Origin of the sequence: Nonomuraea sp. NPDC005692 (genome assembly GCF_040631115.1) — a bacterium.
In the GTDB taxonomy this organism is placed as follows: Bacteria; Actinomycetota; Actinomycetes; order Streptosporangiales; family Streptosporangiaceae; genus Nonomuraea.
Map to the genome: position 1 here is coordinate 148,181 of NZ_JBEXYU010000020.1, position 17,673 is coordinate 165,853.

Consider the following 17,673-nt stretch of genomic DNA (forward strand, 5'->3'; position numbering starts at 1 on the left):
TTCGTGTGGTGATGACAGGGTCAGCGGCGGCGGCCGCGTTTGACGTCGAGCTGCTCGAACCGGGGCACGTCGCCGTCCTGGACGCGCCGCCAGGCCCTGGCGTACAGGTCGGCCGCGGGCTCGCCGGGCACGAGGAGGCCGTCGAGGCCCGCGTTCGGCTGGAACATGGGGAGCTTCCACTGCTCCAGCGGGAGCCGCGGCGTGCGCTCCTCCGACCAGCCGCCGGTCAGGAACAACGAGCGTCCCGCGCGGGCGCGCACGGCCTGGACGACCAGGTCGGTGCGGGCCAGTTCGGCCCGCGCGGCCTTGAGCCGGGCCGGCTTCCAGCCGGTCCACCGGGCGGTGTTGCGGTCGGTGGGGTCGGGCATGGCCAGCAGCATCAGGTAGACGGCGGCGGCGTCCTCGCCGAGCCCGTGCGCCTTGGCGGCGTCCACCACCAGGTCGGGCACCGAGCGGGTGGGGTCCTGCGGCCACCAGGTGCCGTCGGCGTCCCGGTCGCCCTGGGCGGGGTCGCCGGGGTCGGCCAGCAGCGCCGCGAAGCGCGGGTCGAGGGCGGTGCGCAGCGCGGACACGGCGGGGAACGAGCCGTTGAGCCCGATCAGGGCCCGCAGGTAGGGGTCGTCGCCGGCCGCGTCGAGCAGGTGGGGGCGGATGGCGGGCGAGGGCTGGCTGTCGTAGGTGGCCATGACGACGGCGCCGTACCGCTCGTAGCCGTCGCCGACCTCGGTCGGCGTGCCCGCGACCTTCTTGAACGCGGGCAGGCCGACGTACTCGTCGAGGTCGATCAGCAGCCCGGGGTTGGCGAGCCGGTCGCGGACCGCCGACAGCGCGGCGGGCAGGCCGGCGCGCAGCGGATGCCCGGCCGGCAGCCGGTGGGCCAGCCAGGCGGCCGTGGTGACGGCCGCCACCAGCGACCGCCCGCCGAACCCGGTGCCCTGGCCGACGGGGTGGACGCGGTCGCCGCGCACCTCCCACTCCAGGTCCACGCTCAGCTCGGGAGCGGCGGCGGGGTCGAGCATCGTGCGCAGCGCGTGCGCCGGGTCGCCCTCGACGGTGCGCAGCGTGCGGGCGGCCTCGCCGAGCAGCCATTCGGGCAGCGCGAGCCGCTGCCCGACGTGCTCGTTCCAGACCCGCGCGGCGGCGGCCGCGTCGGGGCCGTCGGTCCACAGGCGGGCCGGGTCGGCGGGCAGCAGCGCCGCGGTGACGGCCTGCCGCACGCCGGGGCCGAGGGCGCGCAGCTCGTCCTTGGCGACGGCGGCCTCGGCCACCTTCACGCCGACGGTCGCGCGGGCCTCCTTGTCGAGGAAGGTCCGCTCGTAGGTGTCCACCTGCGGGAACCCGGCCACGACCAGCCGCGCGGCGGTCCGGGAGACCCCGGTGAGCCGGGCGAACTCCTCGGCGGCGGCGTCGTGCCAGGGGGCCGGGCCGCGCGCGGCCAGCTCGGTGAGGAACGCCGCGAGCCAGCCCGTCTCCCGGTCCCCGCCGACGGGCGAGGTGTCGCGGACCGTGTAGGGCGCGGGCACCTCGAACGCCCCGGCGGGGTCGTGGCACAGCGCCGTCCATTCGAGCCCGTCGACGTCCGTCTCCCGCAGGTCGAGGAAGGCGACGAACGCGCCGCCGCCCAGCGGCAGCACGCCCGAGAGCGAGCCCTCCGCCGGAGCGCCGTCCGCGCCTGTCAGGTGCTCGCGCCTGAGCGTCACCGTCATGCGGCGCCAGCGGGACGAGCCGGCCGCGACCGGCAGGCCGCCGTCGCGCAGCTCGCCCAGCAACACGCCCAGCGCGTCCCGGTGCTCGGCCGGGGTGGTCGGCGCCGCGCACCGGTACGCCACGGCGGCGCAGCGGTCGAGCAGGCGCTCCCACCGCAGGCCGGAGGCCGGCAGTCCGGGCAGGCGGAGGTGGTTGGCCACCTGCGGGCGGTCCTGCCCGTCGGTCACGGCCCGGCCCACCGCGCGGATCTGCTGGAAGGCGGCGTCGGCGTTGTGACGGTGGTAGCCGCGGCCGTCGCCGATGCCGTTGAGCGCCTCGTCCAGCAGCGCGTCGGTCGGCCCGGACGGGCCCCGCTCCGCGGCCGGGTCGCCGGCCAGCGCGCGGTTGAGGTTGGCCACGACGGTGCGCACCGCGTCCTGCTGGGTGGCGGCGAAGCCGACGATCCCGGCCACGCCCTGCACCAGCGCCTCGTGGGTGATGCCCGGCAGCAGCGCGCGGACGGCCGCCGCCAGGTCGGCGCCGTGCGGCGCGGCCGCTTCGAGCAGGGCCGCGGCGGTCTCGCGGTCCGCGCGGCGCAGCGCCGCGGAGCCTTCGAGGTCGCGGGGGCGCAGGCAGTACCAGTAGCGCTCGGGCGGCAGGATGGGCGTGCCCGCGCCGAAGGCGCCCGGCTTGAAGTCGGTCCGGTACTCGGCCAGGACGACGCCGTCGCCGTCCACGAGGCTGATCCGGTAGCTGGAGCGCACGACGGCGCAGGCCCGCTCCGCGCCCGGGAACGTCAGCACGCGCACCGGCACGCCGGCGTCCGGCGGCAGCGTCACCGAGATCCCGGACAGGTCCTCGGCGCGGTGGGAGCCGTCGGGCAGCCTGGCCACGCGCAGGCCGTACAGGCCGGCCACGGGGGCGCCGACGGGGGTGGGCTCGGTGGAGGGGGCGGGCAGCAGCCAGCCCTCGCCGGGCCGGACGTCCGGGGTGCCGCTGAGGAAGCCGGGCAGCGACTTCCTGCCGACGCCGCCGCCGGCGGGGTCGAACTCGTACCAGCCGCTGTCGTGCTCCGACCAGATCCACGTCCAGAACGACGTGCCGTCGGTGAGCAGGTGCCGCTCGTCGGGGACGGCCGTGTCACCGGCGTGCAGCACGCCGTACCCGGTGGTGCGGCCGCCGCCGGGCACGGCCAGGCTGACCGGGTCGTCGCCCTGGTAATAGTCCAGCCGCGTGCCCCGGCTCCGGTCGGTCCCGTCCAGGTCGCGCACCCGGTCGGCGGAGGTGTGCCAGTAGCCGCGCAGGCCGTTGGCGCGGTCGCGGGAGTCCCAGTAGACGAGCAGCTCGCCGTCCACGTAGTGGAAGCCGGGATCGCTCCAGGTGTCGTCCCTGGGGACGCGCAGGTCGTGGGTGAGCAGGACGCCGTCGGCCGAGAGCACCCGGGCCTGCGCGGTGCCCGCGACGACCAGGTTGGGCCAGGCGTCGCAGACGACGAGGTCGTCGATGTCCTTCTCCGGCACGAGCTGGGCGGCGGCCTGCTCGAAGGCGGGCCAGCCCAGCTCGTCGATGATGCCGGACCGCAGGGCGCGGGCCAGCACCCCGGCCACGTCGGCGTCGGTCACCGCCCGGCGCACCTCGTCCTCGGCCAGGGCCAGGGCCTCGCCGGGCAGCCAGGACAGGCGGCGCAGGGCGTCGGGCAGGTTGGGCAGGCCAGCGACGGCCGAACGGCGGGCGACCAGGCGTACCCACTCGGCCAGCAGCGGACGCCCGCCCGGGGAGGCGGCCAGGGCCCGGACGGTGGCCCTGCCCTCGTCGTCGGCGTCGAGGTGGTCGGCGCCGCGCCGGAAGGCGGTGTGGAAGCGGCCGTCGGCGGCCAGGGCGAGCAGGTCGCGCCGGTCGTCGTGCCCCGCCCAGTGCGCCAGCCGGAGCCGGGCGCCGTCGCCGGGGTCGGCCACGGGGATGCCGCGGGCCAGCAGCAGGTCGATCAGGTCGGCCTCGTCGTCGACCGCGATCGTCGCGCCGGTCGCGGCCAGCTCGGCGCGCAGCCGGTCGGCCATACGCTCGATCAGGGCGTGCAGCGCGGGCAGGTGCGGCGCGACGCCCCAGGCCCGTTGCCGCGCGGCGAGGAACCTGCGCAGCCAGCCGGCGGCGCCGTCGGCCGAGCGTTCCGCCTCGGGCACGTCGGTGTGCAGGCCGGCGGTCGCGCCCGCGCTCTCCAGGATGTCGAGCCAGATGCCCGGCAGCTCCCGGTCGTGGCTGTCGGGGATGACGTTCAGCAGCGTGCCCCGCAGCTCGGGCCGCTGCCTGGCCAGCGCCGCGACGGCCGTGGCGTGGGACTTCCACCAGCCGGTCGGGGCCTGCATGGCGGCCGGCAGCGCCAGCACCTCGGCCAGGTAGTCCTGCTCGGCCGCCTCGGCGTCCACGCCGGCGGCCCTGGCGAGCCTGCGGATGTCGGCGGCCATCTGCGCCGAGGGGGCTAGGCCGCCGGCGGTCCTGCGCACGCACAGCCGCGCGTACCTGGTCAGCGCCTCACCGGCGGGCAGGCGGGCGGTCAGCTCCTTGGCGTACCCGGACAGCACCTTGACCGGCAGCGCCCCGGCCAGCGCGAACTCCAGGAACACCGCGTCGAGCCGGTCGTCGTCCACGGCGAGGCCGTGCTGGGCCTCGGCCCGGCGGGCGGCGGCGAAGAGCTGCCCGGCGTACTGGGCGTTGTCGGCCGCGGCGAACACGCGGGCGGCCTGCTCGTAGAAGGTCGGCAGGAAGTGCGGGACGGACGCGGCGAGCTGCCCGGCCAGGCGCTGGTAGGCGTCGAGCGCCATCTTGGGCTTGGTCCTGGCCTGCCGGGCGACGCGCTCCAGCTCGGGAACGACGGCCAGGGCGTGGTGCCCGTCCCGCGGGTGGTGGACCAGCACCCATTCGGGGAAGCCGAGCGAGCGCCGCAGGCCCAGGCCGACCACCGCGGCCTCGCCCTCGGGCACCAGGCCGAGGAAGCCGCCCACCGCGTCCTCGGCGGCGCTCAGCTCCTCGGTGACCAGGCGCACGATCACCCGGTCGTCGAGGCCGGGGTGCCGGTAGGCGCGGGCGACCAGCGGCACGGCCCGCTCCCCCGCGCCCTCGGTGCCGGCCGGCAGCACCGCGCCGGCGTCGAGCAGCTCCCGCGCCTCGGCGTTCTGCGAGATGTTGCCGGTCATGCGCTCTTCCCCTCTTCGACCTGCCGGCCGGCGTGCAGCGCGGCGGCCATCCTCATGCCTTCCGACCAGGCGACCGGGCCGACCTCGCGCAGCGTGAGCGTCCGGCCGTCCTGGTCGCGCCAGGTGAGATCGCCCGTGGACGTCTCGCTGTCCCAGTAGGGCTCGCCGATCCAGACGGCGGCCTCGGTGAGCCGGCCGGCGTCGCGCACCTGACAGGTGGCGAAGCCGCCGGATACGCGGTAGCCGAGCTGGGTGGCGCGGGCCGCCACGCCGAACCTGGAGGCGTACGTGCCGCCCGCGAAGTCCTTCACCTGGCGCACCCCTTCGCCCTGGTCGGCGGGTTTGCGCCAGATGGCCCGGTGGATCTGCTCGACCTTCTGCGTGATGCCCAGCTCGGCGGCGAACTCGCGCAGGTCGTCGAGGTCGGGCAGGAGCACCGGGTGCGGCAGCGTCACCGTGCGCGGGGCGAGCCTGACGGTCTCGCCGTCGAGGTTGACCATGCGCAGCTCGCCGGAGGAGGTCGCGTCGCGCAGGAAGCCCACCTCGTCGGGGTCGTCGCCGACGACCGCCACGTCACGCAGCGCCGTCCGCCACGCCTCGTCCGGCCACACCCGGGCGATCAGCTCGGTCGGCACGGGCAGCGAGGACACCATCCAGGCGTCCACGTGCGCCACGCAGGACGCGGCGTGCCGGTCGAGCCATTCGGCGAAGCGGCGCAGCCGGTCCGCCTCGGGGTGCTCGCGCACCGCCTTCGGCAGCGTCTTCAGCTGCCGCCCGGCCGAGCGGCCGGCCGTGGCCCTGGCCGTGACCCGGCCTTCTATCAGGGCGACCTCGTACGCGTCGCCCGCCGCCAGCCAACCCAATTGCCGCCGCCTCTCGTGCAGCCATGGCATGAAGCCATGCCGTCAAGCCATGGGAATGTGTCGCGGCGCGGATCTCCCGCCGCCACGTTGCGCGGAACGTTATCGGCGATCACTGACAAATGCCTACCGACTGCTCGACGGCCCGGTTACGGCACCGGGTCCCCTCGGCGAGCGGGGCGGTCCGGGACGGACGGTCTTCAGGCGGTCGGTACCGCCTAAAGAGCAGGGCAGGATCGCCGCGCGCAGGCTACGGGCGCGGACGGCGGGGGTAGGCCAGTCCGGGCCGGGCGCGCCGACCGGGGAGCGGGCGCGCGGCTCGCTCGACGGGGGGATGGCCGGTGAAAGTCGTCGTCGATCTGACGCGTTGCCAGGGGTACGGGCAGTGTGCCTTCCTCGCGCCCGACGTCTTCACCATGCGCGAGGAGTCCCTCCTGTACGACCTCGACCCCGGCGACGAGCGGCGCGAGCACGTGCTGCGCGCGGCGGCGGCCTGCCCCGTCCAGGCCATCCACCTCGACTGGACGGCCACCCGGCTCACGCCCGAGCCGCCCGGCCCGCCGGCGCGCGGGATGACCGACGGGCGCATCGTCATCGTCGGCGCGTCCCTGGCCGGGGCGCGGGCCGCCGGCGTGCTCAGGCGGGAGGGCTTCACCGGATCGCTGACGGTGATCGGCGACGAGCCCGCCGAGCCGTACGACCGGCCGCCGCTGTCCAAGCAGGTGCTCATGGGGCAGGTGGCGCCCGACCACGTCATGCTGCCCCACCTGCGCGAGGTCGAGGCCGAATGGTTGTGGGGCACCCGGGCGACCGGCCTGGACGTGGCCGGCAAGCGCGTCCTGCTGGCCGACGGCCGCGAGGTGGGCTTCGACCGGGTGCTGCTGGCCACCGGCACCCGCGCCCGGCCCTGGCCGCACGAGGAGGAGGCCCGGCTGGCGGGCGTCCACACGCTGCGCTCGATGCGGGACGCCGCCGGCCTGCGGAAGGCGCTGGCCGCCCGCCCCAACCGGGTGCTCATCCTGGGCGCCGGGTTCACCGGCAGCGAGATCGCCTCGGTCTGCCGCGAGCTGGACCTGCCCGTGACGGTCGTCGAACGCGGCCCGGCCCCGCTGGTCAACGCCCTCGGCGGCGTGATCGGCGACGTCGCCGCCCAGCTCCACCGCGAGCACGGCGTGGACCTGCGGTGCGACACCACGGTCACCTCGCTGGAGGGCGACGGGCACGGGCGGCTGCGCGGCGCCCGTCTGTCGGACGGCAGCACGGTCGAGGCCGAGGTCGCCGTCGTCGCGCTCGGCTCGGTGCGCAACGTCGAATGGCTGCTCGACTCGGGGCTGGCCGCCGGCGTGTGGGGCGTGGCCTGCGACGCCGGCTGCCGCGCCGTGGACACCAACGGCCTGGTGACCGACGACGTCTTCGTCGCCGGCGACATCGCCCGCTTCCCGCACCCGCTGTACCAGTACCAGTTCATGACGCTGGAGCACTGGGGGAACGCCGTCACCCAGGCCGAGATCGCGGCCCACAACATGGTCAGCGACCAGACCCACCGCTGGCCGCACCTGTCGGTGCCGGTGTTCTGGTCCAGCCAGTTCGGGGTCAACATCAAGTCGGTGGGCGTGCCCACCTTCGCCGACGAGCTCGTCGTCACCCAGGGCTCGACGGACGAGCGCCGCTTCGTCGCCGTCTACGGCTACAAGGGCCGGATCACCGCCGCGGTCACCTTCGACCAGGGCATGTGGCTGGAGTTCTACCAGCGGCTGATCGAGCGGGCCACGCCCTTCCCGCCCGCCTTCCGGCACATGGACATGCGGGGGGAGGCGCGGCCCGTACCGGCCCGGGTGCCCGAGCGGCTGGTCGCGGCCGAGGGGGCGACGGTCGTGGTGACCGGCCACGACCCGGCCGAGCGGCGCGCCTCGCTGCTGCACGCGCCGCAGAGCTGACCCGGGAAGAACCCAGACAGGAGTGCAGGACATGACCTCGGACGCCGCCATGCAGCGCATCCTCGACCCGGCCGGCCGCGCCGACCCCTACCCGTTCCTCGGGGAGCTGCGCCGCAACCCGGTGACGCGGCTGGCGGACGGCTCGTACGTCGTCAGCACGTACCGGGAGATCGTCGAGCTGCTGCACGACCCGCGGCTCAGCTCCGACCGGCGCAACCTGGCGAACGCGCCGGAGGAGCCCGAGCACGCGCCCGCCTTCATCAGGCTCGACCCGCCGGAGCACGACCGGCTGCGCCGCCTGACCATGCGCCACTTCGGCCCGCCGCACTCGCCGGGCGTGGTGGACGGGCTGCGCCCGATGATGCTGGCCACCACCACCGAGCTGATCGACGCCCTGGCCGGCAAGAACCGGGCCGACGTCGTGGACGAGGTCGCCTACCCGCTGCCGATCGCCGTCATCTGCCGGCTGCTCGGCGTGCCGGCCGAGGACGAGCAGCAGTTCCACGCCTGGGCGGACCAGATCGTCGAGACGCTCGGGCCGGGCGAGGAGGACCGCGCCGAGCGGGCCCGCGAGCGCCAGGCGGTGTCGCAGAACCTGGAACGCTACCTCGCCGGGCTGGCCGAGGCGCGGCGGCGGGAGCCGGGCGACGACATGTTGTCCGGGTTCGTCACCTACGAGGGCCCGGACGGCCGCATGACGCCGGAGGAGGTCGTCGCCACGTCCCTGCTGCTGCTCATCGCCGGACACGAGACCACCATCAACCTCATCGCCAACGGCATGCTCACCCTGCTGCGCGACCCCATCCTGCTGGAACGCCTGCGCGCCGACCCCGACCTCGTCATCACCACGGTCGAGGAGCTGCTGCGCTTCGAGCCGCCCGTGCAGCTCGTCTCCTCGCGGGTCACCCTCGACGACGTGGTCGTCGGCGGCGTGACCATCCCGGCCGGCTCGCCCGTCGTGCTGGCGCTGGCGGCGGGCAGCCGCGACCCGGCCCACGTGCGCGAGCCCGACCGGTTCGACCCGTGCCGCCGGCCCAACGAGCACCTGGGGTTCGGCGGCGGCGTCCACTACTGCTTCGGCGCGCCGCTGGCCCGGCTGGAGGCACAGGTCGTGCTGGGTGAGCTGGTGCGCCGGGTGCGCAATCCGCGGCTGGTCGCCGACCCGCCGCCGTACCGCCCCAGCCCGGTGCTCCGCGGCCCCCGCCACCTCCTGATCGACTACGACGCCATCACCCCCGCCTGACCACACCCGGCGCCCCCACCAAGCCCGAAACCCAAGGCCCCCGCCACCTCCCCCCGGGACCAGAAGTTCAGGGCCCGCCGCCACCTCCTCCCTCCTGGGACCGGGAGAACAGGGCCCGCCGCCACCTCCTCCCCTTCCCGGTACGAACGTGCCGCGGGGGTGTGACGTTGATCTGTGACTTCGTGTGCAGTTGAATGAGCGGGTGCGTGCTGGGCGGGTGGTGTCTCCTGTTCTGGTTGGGCGGGAGAAGGAGCTCGCCCGGCTCGTCGCGCTGGTCGCCGGGGCGCCCGCCGTGGCCGTCGTCGAGGGCGAGGCCGGCATCGGCAAGTCCAGGCTGACGGCCGAGCTGCTCGGCGGTCCCGCGGTGGCGGGCCTGCGGGTGCTGAGCGGGGCCTGCGTGCAGATCAGGGAACCGTTCCCGCTGGGGCCCGTCGTCGAGGCGTTACGCGGGCGGGCGTCCGAGCTGGCCGGCGCGGCGCTGTCGCCGGTCGCGGGGGCGCTGCGCGAGCTGCTGCCCGAGCTGGCCGGGGTGCTGCCGGAGACGCCGCCGCCGCTCGACGACCGGGCGGCCGAGCGGCACCGGGTCTTCCGCGGGCTCGCCGAGGTGCTGACCGCGCTCGGCCCCGCCGTCCTGGCCGTGGAGGACCTCCACTGGGCCGACGGGCAGACGGTCGAGTTCCTGACGTACCTGATGTCCGTGCTGCCCGGCACGTTGCGGGTGGTGCTGACGTACCGGAGCGAGGAGGCGTCCGGGGCGGTACGGGCGATCACCGCCCGCGCCCCCGACACGATCACGGCCGAGCACCTGGTGCTGCCGCCGCTCGACGCCGCCCAGACCCGGGTGATGGCCTCGGCGATCCTCGGGGCCGAGGAGGTGACGGCCGAGTTCGCCGAGCACCTGTGCGGGCGGGCGTCCGGGCTGCCGCTGGCCGTGCAGGAGCTGCTGGCGCTGCTGCGCGACCGCGGCACGCTGATCCGGTGGGAGGGCGGCTGGGCGCGGCGGGCTCTGGAGGAGCTCGACGTGCCGAGCGGCGTGCGCGCCTCGGTGCAGGAACGGGTGGCCCGGCTCTCCCCCGGCGCCAAGGAGGTGGCCGAGCGCGCCGCCGTGCTGCAGCTCCCGGTGCCCGTCGCCCTGCTGTCGGGCCCCGACGTCGGGGCGATCGACGAGGTGCTCGGCTCCGGGCTGTTCGCCGACACCGGCGGCCTGGTCGGGTTCCGGCACGTGCTGGCGGCGCAGGCGGTCTACGAGGCGATTCCGCTCGGCCGCCGGCAGGCCCTGCACGCCGCCGCCGCCGACACCGTACGCGAGCTGCGCCCGGTGCCGCTGGGCCGCCTGGCCCACCACCTGCGCCAGGCCGGCCGGGCCGGGCAGTGGGTGCAGGCCGCGATCGAGGCGGCCGAGCAGGCGTCCCGGCTGGGTGACGACGCCGAGGCCGCCCGCCTGCTGGAGGACGTCCTGCGCGGCACCGACCTGCCCGCCGCCCGGCGGGCCGAGCTGACGGTGAAGCTGGGCTGGGCCGCGCTGGAGCTGCTGCGCCCGCCGCCGGTCGCCGACCTGGTCACCGGCGCGCTGGAGCAGGACGTGCCGCCGCCGTTCCGCGGCCACCTGCGCCTGCTGCTCGCGCTGCACCTGGAGCGCACCCGCACCGACGGCGCCCGCATCGGCGAGGCCTTCGCGCGGGCCGCCGACGACCTGGCCGGCGAGCCGGGCCTGGCGGCGTGGGCCATGGCCGGGGTCGGCCGCCCGCCCAGCGGCCTGCCGCCGGAGGAGAGCAGGTCGTGGCTGGAGCGGGCGCTCGCGACCCTGCCCGCGGTCGCCGATCCGGCCATGCGGATGCTGGTGCTCGGCAAGATCGCGATGATCTTCGTGGTGATGGGCGACCCACGCTGGGCCGCGCTCGCCGACGACCTGCTGCGGGAGACCGGCGGACGGCGGCTGCTGCGCCGCGAGGTCAACGCCTACCGCTCCATCGGGGGCGCCGCCCTGTTCAGCGGGCACCACCAGAGGGGCCGCCGCCTGCTGACCGCGGCGGTCGAGGACGGCGCCGAGCCCGACCTGCGCGAGCGGCTGGAACTGCGCTGCCTGGTGAACCTGGCCGCGGCCGACTACTTCGAGGGCTCCTGGCAGGGGCTGCCGGCCAGGCTCCAGGAGCTGCGCGACCACTTCGGCGACGAGCCGCACGAGCGCATCCTCCTCGACATCGTGACCGCCTGCCTGGCCGCGGTGCAGGGCCGTCAGGAGGCCGCGCTGCCGTCGCTGCTCGACGCCGCCGCCGAGGCCCGTACCCGGGGGCAGTACGACGACCTCGTGCTGCCGTTGGCGATGTCGCTCAGGCTGAGCGCCGCGCGGGGCGAGCCGGACCGGGCGATCGAGGCGGCCGTCGAGGCGGGCCGCCACTGGGAGGCGAGCGAGTTGTGGCCCGTGGCGGTCCGCGCGCTGCCCGCGCTGACCGAGGCGCTGCTCGTCGCGGGCCGTCCCGAGGAGGCCGCCGACGTCGTCGCGCGGCACGCCGCCCGGCTGGCCGGGCGCGACGCGCCGCTGGCCGGGCCCGCGCTCGCGCAGGCCCGTGGCCTGCTGGCGGCCGCCGGCGAGCAGTGGGCGCGGGCCGCGGCCGAGTTCACCGCCGCCGCCGACGCCTTCGAGACGGTCCCGGCACGGTACGAGGCCGCCCAGGCGAGCGAACAGGCCGCCGCCTGCCTGTTCGCCCTCGACGACCCCGAGGCCGCCGTCCGTCTCGGCCGGGCCGTCACGGTGTACGCCGATCTCGGGGCGCGCTGGGACCTCGACCGGGCGACCGGGCTGGGGCGCAGGTGGGGCGTCCGCCCGGCGGCGCAGAGCGCGCCCGCGCAGGCGGGGAACGACCACGCCCTGTCGGCCCGGCAGGAGCAGGTGGCCCGGCTGGCGGCCGAGGGGCTGACCAACCAGGAGATCGCCAGGGAGCTGTTCCTGTCGCCGAAGACGGTGGACAAGCACGTGAGTGCGGCCATGCGCAAGGTGGGGGCGCGGTCGCGGACGGAGCTGGCCCGCCACCTCCTCCCCAGCGACTGACCCCAAAATGGGGATTTTTCCCCATAGGGCACCCCATACCCCTCCCCATACGTCTGCCGCGACACTTTCGGCATGTCCGACACCATCCAAGACCCCGACCGGCCGGACCCGGACGACCCGGCCCCCGACGTCCCCTCCCCGCACGAGGAGACCCCGGAGCCCCCCCGCCCGCCGGACGGCTTCGAACCCGTCTGACCCCTTCAGGACGGCCACGAGCCCGTCCGCACCCTCACGGACGGTTCCCTCCCTTCCGGGCCACGAGCCCACCGCCGCCGTCCGAACCCCTCCCCGCCAGAAAGGCCACCATGGCACTGCCCCGCCCCCCGCTGGCGCGCCGGACAGGCGTCCTGCTGACCGCGGTCACCGCGCTCGCCGGCGTGCTGACCGCCGGACCGGCGACCGCCGCGACACCGGACACCCCCGCCCCCGGCTCCCCCGCCGCTCCCACGGCACCCGCCGCCCCCGCGCAGGCCGCCAAGGACGTCACCCTGTCCGGGGTGCGCGCCCAGAAGGTCGTCGTCACGCTGATCACGGGTGACAAGGTCCAGCTCACCCGGTCCGCCGCCGGCCGGTACCGCGTGGAGCCGGCCCCCGGCACGCGCCAGGACGGCCGCCGGATCAACCTGTTCACCCAGTTCACCCCGGACGGCGTCTTCGTGCTGCCGGACGACGCGATCTCCGCCGTCCAGGCGGGGCTGGTGGACAGGCGGCTGTTCGACGTCAAGTACCTGGCCGAGAACGGCTACTCCGACGACGTGGCCAAGCGGCTGCCGGTCATCGTGCAGTACCCGGGCGACCAGGCCGAGGCCGCGGTCAAGCGCTCGGCCGCCGCCGTCCCCGCCAGCGAGCCCACCCGGACGCTGGAGAGCATCCACGCCTCCGCCCTCGACGTCACCAAGGCCGAGGCGGGCGCGTTCTGGGACGCGGTGCGCGGCGGGCGGCCCGCCGGCGAGGGCCTGGCCAAGTCACCCGGCACGCTGCGCGGCGGCATCGCCAAGCTGTGGCTGGACGCCAAGGTCAAGGCCGACCTGGACGTGAGCGTCCCGCAGATCGGCGCCCCCAAGGCGTGGGAACGCGGCCAGGACGGGACCGGCGTGAAGATCGCCGTCCTGGACACCGGCGCCGACACCGGCCACCCCGACCTGGCCGGGAGGATCGCCGACAGCAAGTCGTTCGTCCCCGACCAGCCCGTCCAGGACGGGCACGGGCACGGCACCCACGTCGCCTCGACCATCGCAGGCACCGGCGCGGCCTCGGGCGGCAAGCTCAAGGGCGTCGCCCCGGGCGCGCAGCTCGTCGTCGGCAAGGTGCTCGACAACACCGGCTCCGGCCAGGAGTCGTGGATCATCGAGGGCATGGAGTGGGCCGCGCGCAGCGGCGCGAAGGCCGTCAGCATGAGCCTCGGCGGCCCGCCCAGCGACGGCACCGACCCGCTCAGCCAGGCCGTGAACGACCTGACCGCCGAGACCGGCACGCTGTTCGTGGTCGCCGCGGGCAATCTGTACGAGGCCGAGACGATCAGCATGCCCGGCGCTGCCGACGCCGCGCTGACCGTGGCCGCGGTGGACAAGAGCGACAAGCTCGCCGCGTTCTCCAGCCGCGGGCCGCGCCCCGGCGGCGGGCTCAAGCCCGACATCGCCGCGCCCGGCGTGGACATCGTGGCCGCGCGGGCGGCCGGCACCGCCATGGGCTCCCCCGTGGACGACCACTACACCGGCGCCTCCGGCACCTCCATGGCCACGCCGCACGTGGCCGGCGCGGTCGCGATCATGGCGCAGCAGCACCCGGACTGGACGGCCCAGCAGCTCAAGGCCGCCCTGATGTCCACCTCCAAGGACGACGGCTTCACCGTCTACGAGCAGGGCGCCGGCCGGGTGGACCTGGACCGCGCGACCAGGCAGCAGGTGTTCGCGACGAGCGGCGGCGTGGACTTCGGCCTGCTGGAGACCGGCAGCGCGCCGAAGACCGGCGAGATCTCCTACCGCAACCTGGGCGACCAGCCCGTCACGCTCACGCTGAAGGCGGCGATGGGCGCCGCGAAGCCGGTACTCGCCGACGCGACGCTGACCGTCCCCGCCGGCGGCACCGCCGCCACCACCGTCACCCTCGACCCGGCCGAGCTGCCCGTCGGCACCTACAGCGGGGCCGTGACGGCCGAGGCGGACGGCGTCCGGCTCAGCACGCCGCTCGGCGCGGTGCGGGACGTCCCCAAGTACGACCTGACCATCCACACCATCGACCGGGACGGCAAGCCGCGCACCCCGTCGGCCATGAGCGTCCTGGACGTCGACGGCAACAAGGGCGAGCTCGGCCCCAACCGCATCGACGACGTGGGCCTGGTCGTGAGCCGCGTCCCGGCCGGCACCGTCAGCCTGCTGCAGGTGCTCGACTGGGTGGACGCCGACGACCGCGCCAACCGGGCCTGGCTGTTCGAGCCCGAGCTGACCGTCACCGGCGACATGGAGATCACTCTCGACGCCCGCAAGGCCACCGAGGTCAGCTTCAGCGCGCCGAAGACCGCGCAGCCGCTGAACAACACCTACGACGTCTTCTTCCAGCGCTCCCTGCCCAACGGCAAGGTCTTCGGCGGCACGCTGCTGTCCGGCCGCCCGCTCGGCGGCTGGGAGAAGGTGTGGGCGCTGCCGACGAAGAAGGTCACCAAGGGCGGCTTCCGCTTCGCCGGCCAGTGGGAGCTGGGCGTGCCCGAGGTCACCATGACCATGCGCACGCCGAAGCGCACGACCCTGCACCCGGTCACCCGGGTCCGCACGATCGACTCCGGCGAGATCCACCCCGGGTACGTCCCGTTCGAGGGCACCAAGGACCTGCGGGTGGTCGACGCCGGCAAGGGCCGTCCCGAGGACCTCGTGGGCAAGGACCTGCGCGGCGCGCTCGTGCTGATCGACGCCGAGCCCGCCGAGGGCATCTTCGGAGTGGCGTGCGGCCTGCAGATCGAGCGGGTGGGCCCGATCAGGGACGCGGGCGCCGCCGGCGTCCTGGCCTTCAACGAGAAGGCCGCCACCTGCCCGATCCCGCTGCCCATCTCGCAGAAGCCGTTCAGCGGCCCGTTCCAGCCGGTCAACATCCCCGTCGCCTACGTCTCCAACGCCGAGGGCCTGAAGATCCGCGAGGAGGCCGGCCGGGGCAAGGTGACCGTCCGGGTCGAGGGCACGCCGAACACGCCGTACTCGTACGTGTTCCGGCCGTCCGCCGACGGGCGCGTCCCTGACTCGATGCGGTACAAGGTGACCGAGCGCCAGCTCCACCGGGTCGACCTCGACGTGCACGCCGGGCCGTACACGAAGTACATGAACTGGCGGGCCTCGTGGCGGACCGACGACATCTCCTACACGACGACCAACACCAACATCCTGCAGTGGTCGGTCCCGCTGCCCGAGCGCAGGACGCAGTGGATCTGGCCGCTCGACCCCGAGGTCGTGAGCGAGGCGGGCCTGTCGGCGCTCGCCTCCTCCGCGCCCGGCGAAGAGGTCCAGGAGACCCGCTACCGGCACGAGGTGTTCGACCGGCCGGGCACCACCGTCCAGAAGTGGTTCGCCACCCCGAGCACGCCGGGCGCCTCGACGGCCTCCGACAAGCTGTACGCGCTCGGCGGCCCCGCGGACGCGCCCCCGCTCAAGCAGCTCGTGATCGGCGTGCCGTGCGCGATCTGCGTGCACGACGGCAACCTGTGGGTGACACCGTCCATGGTCAACGGGGTCGGGGACCGGCGTGACGACGGCGTCTCGTTCGGCGACCTGGTGCCCCAGTACGAGCTGCACCTGTACCGCGACGGCAAGGAGCTGCCGAACGCCCCCCTGCCGGGCTTCGACACGCTGCCGCGTTACCCGCTGCCCAAGGAGCCGGGCACCTACCGGCTGACGGCCAGGAACGCCCTGTCGGACATCGAGTGGACGTTCACCGCTCCGCCGTCCAAGGAGCAGCTCAGGCCGGGCGCCAACTGCTACGCCTGGTTCGTCGACGGGCTGGTCGAGCAGTGCCGCACCACCCCCGCGGTCTACGTCAGCTACGACCTCGGTGACACCCTGTCCGCCGGCAACACGGTCGCGGCCGGGCGCAGGCACACGTTCGAGCTGGAGGCCTACCACGGGCCGTCGGCGGCGAAGATGCCGGCGATCGCGGGCGTGCGGCTGTGGACCAGCACCGACGACGGCGCCACCTGGCAGCCCGCCGACCTCAGGCGAGGCCGGGACGGCGGCTACACCGCCGGTGCGAAGTACCCGGCCTACCGCGCCACCAAGGGCGCGGTGAGCCTGAAGGTGGAGGCGTGGGACGCGGCGGGCAACCGCCTCAGGCAGACCACCCTGCGCGCGTTCAACCTCCGCTGACCGCGTCGGCCGCGGCCGCCCGCCGGGCGGGAGCCACACCCCTCCCGGCGGGAAGACCCGCTCGGCGGTGCGGCCGAGCTCGGCCGCCGTCCACCACCGGTGCCCGAGCCCGTCGTCAGCGGGCTCGGGCAGCTCCGTCCCCGGGACCCGGGCGAAGAAGTACGTGTGCACGGTGTGGAACCGGTGTCCCTGCACCGACCACTCCCCCGAGTTGACGGCCACCGGCCCGGCCAGGTCCGGGGCGGCGAGCGCGAACCCGGTCTCCTCGCGGACCTCCCGGCAGGCCGCCTCCGCCGCCGTCTCCCCCGGCTCCACCGCGCCGCCGGGCCGGTGGGCGGTACGGTGAGCACCCGGCGGCGTACGGCCACCGGGACGTCAGCGAAGGGAACCCCGCACCATGAACGCCACCGGACCGGACAAGGGCCCGGCGGCGGCCTGGCGGCGGGCCCGCGACCGGCACGGCTGGCTCGACCACCTGTCCCGCGCCGTGCTGCGCTACGACAAGGCCGACGGCGGCCGGTTGTCGGCGGCCCTCACCTACTACTCCTTCTTCGCCACCTTCGCCCTGGCCCTGCTGGCGTTCGGCATCCTCGGTCACGTCATGGACGACCCGACGGTCCTCGCCACTGTCCAGCACTACCTGAGCGAGAACTTCCCGCGCCTCGACGTCCAGGCGTTACGGGAGGCCGGGGGCACGGCCGGCGCGGTGGCCTTCGTCGCGCTGCCGATGACCGGGCTGTTCTGGATGGACACCCTGCGCTCGGCCACCAGGGCGATCTGGGGGCTGGATGAGTATCCGGGGCGCTTCTTCCTGCGCCAGCTCATCGACCTGGGCGTGATGGCCGGGCTCGGGCTGCTGCTCGCCCTGTCGCTCGCCGTCGCCTTCGCCGCCGAGCGGCTGCTGACGTGGCTGGCCGTGCTCACCGTGGGCGTGGCGGCCCTTCCGGCCCAGTGGGTGCTCACCGCGGCCGGGATCGCGCTCGGCCTCGGCGTGAACACGCTGCTGGCCATGGCGCTGCTGACCGCGCCGCCCCGGTTGCGGGTGCCGCTGCGCCGCGTGATCGGCCCGGCGCTGGTCATCACCGCCGGGCTGGAGATCCTCAAGACGATCGGCCAGGTCTACGTCAACCTCACCGCCGCCAACCCCGCCTACCGGGTGGTCGCGGGCGCGGCGGGCATGCTGCTGTTCCTGAAGGTGCTCAACCAGCTCATCCTGTTCGCCACCGCCCTGACGGCGACCGGCACGTCGGGCCACGTCAAGGATCTGGCCGTGCGGCGGGCCCGTTGACAGGGTAACCAACCAAGCGCATGCTCGTTTCGGCGAGGGGGGCGACCGGCTCTCCCCTGTCGAAGGGATCATC

At 75.3% G+C, this 17,673-nt stretch carries 8 protein-coding genes and 1 pseudogene; 6 read left to right on the top strand and 3 right to left on the bottom strand.

The features are described from left to right. Nucleotides 1-20: 20 nt before the first annotated feature. Nucleotides 21-4,877 carry a DNA-binding protein gene (locus ABZ459_RS33210; protein WP_357978866.1) on the bottom strand — a complete coding sequence of 1,619 codons (4,857 nt, stop codon included), beginning with the start codon at nucleotides 4,875-4,877 and terminating at the stop codon, nucleotides 21-23. Next, entirely contained in the window at nucleotides 4,874-5,770 is an 897-nt protein-coding gene (locus ABZ459_RS33215) for a DUF4132 domain-containing protein (protein ID WP_357978868.1), read from the bottom strand. The genes ABZ459_RS33210 and ABZ459_RS33215 overlap by 4 nt, the downstream gene beginning before the upstream one ends. 308 nt (nucleotides 5,771-6,078) lie before the next feature. Here ABZ459_RS33215 and ABZ459_RS33220 point away from each other — a divergent pair, with 308 nt between their 5' ends. The 5 genes from ABZ459_RS33220 to ABZ459_RS33240 all read left to right on the top strand — a co-directional run bounded on the left by ABZ459_RS33220 (nucleotide 6,079) and on the right by ABZ459_RS33240 (nucleotide 16,312). Further along, a complete protein-coding gene (locus tag ABZ459_RS33220) occupies nucleotides 6,079-7,674 on the top strand; it encodes an FAD-dependent oxidoreductase (RefSeq protein ID WP_357978870.1) in 1,596 nt (531 codons plus the stop codon). Nucleotides 7,675-7,705: 31 nt separating this feature from the next. Further along, the gene (locus ABZ459_RS33225; RefSeq protein WP_357978872.1) at nucleotides 7,706-8,917 is read left to right on the top strand and encodes a cytochrome P450; all 1,212 of its coding nucleotides are present in this window, start codon (nucleotides 7,706-7,708) and stop codon (nucleotides 8,915-8,917) included. 217 nt (nucleotides 8,918-9,134) lie between these two features. Next, the gene (locus ABZ459_RS33230; protein WP_357978874.1) at nucleotides 9,135-11,966 is read left to right on the top strand and encodes an AAA family ATPase; all 2,832 of its coding nucleotides are present in this window, start codon (nucleotides 9,135-9,137) and stop codon (nucleotides 11,964-11,966) included. Between the two features lie 72 nt (nucleotides 11,967-12,038). Next, a complete protein-coding gene (locus ABZ459_RS33235; RefSeq protein ID WP_357978876.1) occupies nucleotides 12,039-12,161 on the top strand; it encodes a hypothetical protein in 123 nt (40 codons plus the stop codon). A gap of 110 nt (nucleotides 12,162-12,271) precedes the next feature. Continuing rightward, nucleotides 12,272-16,312 (top strand): S8 family serine peptidase, encoded by a 4,041-nt coding sequence (locus ABZ459_RS33240; RefSeq protein ID WP_357978878.1) that lies wholly within the window; start codon nucleotides 12,272-12,274, stop codon nucleotides 16,310-16,312. A gap of 135 nt (nucleotides 16,313-16,447) precedes the next feature. Here the strand turns inward: ABZ459_RS33240 and ABZ459_RS33245 are convergent. Beyond that, nucleotides 16,448-16,627 (bottom strand): annotated as a pseudogene (locus tag ABZ459_RS33245) (NUDIX hydrolase); the annotation flags it as partial. Nucleotides 16,628-16,709: 82 nt separating this feature from the next. Here ABZ459_RS33245 and ABZ459_RS33250 point away from each other — a divergent pair. Continuing rightward, on the top strand, nucleotides 16,710-17,600 hold the full coding sequence (locus ABZ459_RS33250) for a YihY/virulence factor BrkB family protein (protein WP_357978880.1): 891 nt from the start codon (nucleotides 16,710-16,712) through the stop codon (nucleotides 17,598-17,600). Nucleotides 17,601-17,673: the final 73 nt, after the last annotated feature.